This window comes from Exiguobacterium sp. s21, from assembly GCF_018617975.1.
GTDB lineage: Bacteria > Bacillota > Bacilli > Exiguobacteriales > Exiguobacteriaceae > Exiguobacterium > Exiguobacterium mexicanum_A.
Map to the genome: position 1 here is coordinate 1 of NZ_JACSLF010000024.1, position 2,895 is coordinate 2,895.

4 protein-coding genes and 1 pseudogene are annotated in these 2,895 nt (G+C 49.8%); 4 read left to right on the forward strand and 1 reads right to left on the reverse strand.

Annotated elements, in window-relative coordinates; translation table 11 throughout:
• The coding region (locus KNP06_RS15020; RefSeq protein WP_353048617.1) for a helix-turn-helix domain-containing protein at window positions 1-205 on the reverse strand (205 nt) is incomplete at its 3' end.
• A gap of 77 nt (window positions 206-282) precedes the next feature.
• Between KNP06_RS15020 and KNP06_RS15025 the strand changes: the two genes are divergently transcribed.
• From KNP06_RS15025 to KNP06_RS15040, 4 genes and pseudogenes are all read left to right on the forward strand, one after another.
• Window positions 283-1,224: an ISL3 family transposase gene (locus KNP06_RS15025; RefSeq protein WP_285801373.1), complete on the forward strand. Its 942-nt coding sequence runs from the start codon at window positions 283-285 to the stop codon at window positions 1,222-1,224.
• Window positions 1,225-1,382: 158 nt separating this feature from the next.
• On the forward strand, window positions 1,383-1,817 hold the full coding sequence (locus tag KNP06_RS15030) for a hypothetical protein (RefSeq protein ID WP_051627722.1): 435 nt from the start codon (window positions 1,383-1,385) through the stop codon (window positions 1,815-1,817).
• A 91-nt stretch (window positions 1,818-1,908) separates the two neighbouring features.
• Window positions 1,909-2,592, forward strand: a complete 684-nt coding sequence (locus KNP06_RS15035; protein WP_029595496.1) for a hypothetical protein — start codon at window positions 1,909-1,911, stop codon at window positions 2,590-2,592.
• A gap of 71 nt (window positions 2,593-2,663) precedes the next feature.
• Window positions 2,664-2,895, forward strand: a pseudogene (locus KNP06_RS15040) (hypothetical protein); the annotation flags it as partial.

The window sequence follows — 2,895 nt, forward strand, 5'->3', positions numbered from 1 at the left end:
TCGTACGGCTCTGGTTGATCCAACGTCCCAGTGCCGATGGTGTCAAATCGTACTCGCGAACGATATCGATCCTCGGCTTCCCGTTGAGACAGAGCTGGACGACCTGTTCTTTAAATTCATCTGTGTAGACGCGGTGCGCTCTCTTTGTCATGTCTGATGTTCTCCTCGTGTTCATAATTTGTTTCAGTCTAATCGACCTCTTCATTTATGTCCAATTGAGTGTAGCCCATCCATCGCTTCCGACACGGTCACGCATGGAACGTCGGTATACTCTGGATTGAGCTGGATGTCCCACGTCAAAGATGCTTCTCTTGTGATTTGACGTTCGTGTATGACTACGGTCTCGGGCTCGTCCGCACCTCCACCGAGGTGTTCCGGAAAGGCATCGCAGAACGTTGCCACGGTAGGACGATCTCAGATGTAGCGCGTGAATACGGATTACCTTACACGACGGTGGAACGATGGTTTTATCGGTACGCCTCAGTAGAGACAGAGAAGCATACGACAGACGTCCTCATCGACGAGTTCGCCACACGAAAAGGACATCACTATGCGACAATCGCCCTCGATGCGGAGAGTGGTCGGCTCCTGTCCATTGTCCCGGGAAGGGACGTCACGGCCATCACGGCTGCACTCCAAGGCATAGCCGGAGACATCCGTTCTGTCGTCAGTGACTTTGCACCGGCAATGGCGAAGGCCGTCGCACATGTCTTCCCGGATGCGAAACATGTGCTGGATCGTTTCCATCTCATCCAGTTCTTCACGGACGCCCTTCGCCGTCGGCGTCGTTTTTTGAACGAGGTGAAACGTCACCATCATGTCCGTGTGATTGACCGTGCTCTCGCCTGTCGTCCGGAGACGCTGTCCCCCGAAGACCGGGAGGTCGCCGATTCTTGCCTTCGGGAAGATCCGTTCACCCGGGACCTCTATCAAGGACTTCAACATATTCGATATGTGCTGAAGGCCACGTGCCATGGACAGGCGAAACGTCGACTGACCGATTGGTTGGATCGTTATCAGTCCCATCCTTGCGGGCCTCTGGCGAAGATCGCGAAATCGATCCAGAACCGAGAGGAAGCGATGCGTCGAACAATCGTGTCCAGTCTATCGAACGGAAAGATGGAAGGAACGAACAACAAAATCAAGCTTATCAAACGCCGTGGTTATGGCTACCGAAACCTCGAACGTTTCTTTTTGAGATTACGCTTCGAGCTTGGTCGTTAAAATAGCAACCACGTGTTATGGTGATGAGCCAATGATTATAGCGTGTGATAGTTGCGGAAACAAATCGAGGATTCTTCGTTCCATCGCGCTAGGTTTTAAACGGAAATGAATGAAAAAAAGAGCGTTGATGAATCATCAAGGAAAGGGCAAGCGTTCAAATGAGCCTGAAAAAACAACTACACAAGGCGATCCTCTCAAATGACCGAGCGACCGTTCAACGTCTAGTGAAGCCGCTCGCTCACGAAGTGGTGTTAGATACATTTCTTGAAGTTGCGTTTGATACGGATGATTTAGCGGTCTACGAAATCGTATGCGATCAGATTCAAGTTGAGCAGACTGCGGATTGGGAAGAGGCTGCGTCGCTTCTCATGAGCCAACCGTTCTGTCACCATCCTCATGCCTATGAACGGGCCTACGAACATGCGAAACGTGCTGTCGTGCTTGATTCTAGTCGCATAGATCTAAAGGAATACTTGCTCTTTTTCAATGCGATTCCCGACAAATTAATGACGGATGATGAAGCGAACGAATTAGCGACCGAGATTCTAAAGCTGCGGCCAACAAGTCAGGTCGCTAAGATGCATCTTCTGTAAAACGATGACTAGAGTCATGCTGGATGATTATTCCAAGTGACAACGTCCGATGATACAATTAATGTAAGTCAGCCCTCTAGGAGGCGACAACATGCGTTGGATGATTCGGCTTGGCTTGACCGCAGTGCTTACGGTAGGAACGGTCTTTATTGGACTTCGTCTCATCAGCTTGTTGATGGAATGGTGGTATGAGCCTCCGACCTCGGGGTTAAAGTTGCGACCGACACCGGCAGAATCTGAGTATTTGATGGAGTCGTCCGAAGGAAAGATGAGGATACCGAAAGAAGAAGAACAGTCTCGTCTGAAACTGGACTATTTGGATTATACGATTGATTCTGTGACTACCGTCATCGAACGAGGCGATGGCCTCTTCTATTGGGTGTTGTTACTAGCCTGTGTATTGCTTAGCGGAGTGATTTTTGCCGCTAACATTCGTTTTCAGCACCGCAAGCGAGCTGACGAAACAGCTTCGTTCACGACGCGGACGTTCTCGCGTCATTCAGTCCCGAGCTCGATAACGAGTGTCGAAGAACCGGCTTGGACAGGTGTGACGATTCGGGACGCTCTCATCGCGTTCAATCAGGCGTTACCGCCGGCGAAGAAATGGTTGCCGACAGAAACGGTTTTAGAGTGGGCACGGCGCATCGAATTGACGGACATCGATTTCAAGCCATATTTGGACGAGCGCTATGGAATGACAGATTCGGTGACTCGGGAAGAAGTTGACCGCTTCCACAGAAGGCTCGAGCAGTATCAAGACCGTCTAACTCGTTGAGTAAACGTATAAACAATTCATCGTGTTTGATTGAACAACAAGATAGCGGTGAATATGGGAGGTGAAACTGGATGAAACTGCAGATTGAGAGGATATTTATAACCGATGAATCAAGAGTATTTGATGCCGATTTATCAGGTGGTGAAGTGATTGTTCTGGTGAATCAGGATGGCCAGGTCGTCTATTGGAATGAGCGAATGATACGACTGCCGTTTCATTTCGTGTTCTGCCCGAGGTATCGCCGAAAACTGTTCGATGACGACCTGTTCGAGCGACGGTTCAAAGAGATCGTCCACGATGTCT

Excerpts from the sequence above, each read along its gene's own strand:
- KNP06_RS15030 (WP_051627722.1), top strand. The coding sequence starts at position 1,383 with ATGAGCCTGAAAAAACAACTACACAAGGCGATCCTCTCAAATGACCGA.
- KNP06_RS15035 (WP_029595496.1), top strand. The coding sequence starts at position 1,909 with ATGCGTTGGATGATTCGGCTTGGCTTGACCGCAGTGCTTACGGTAGGA.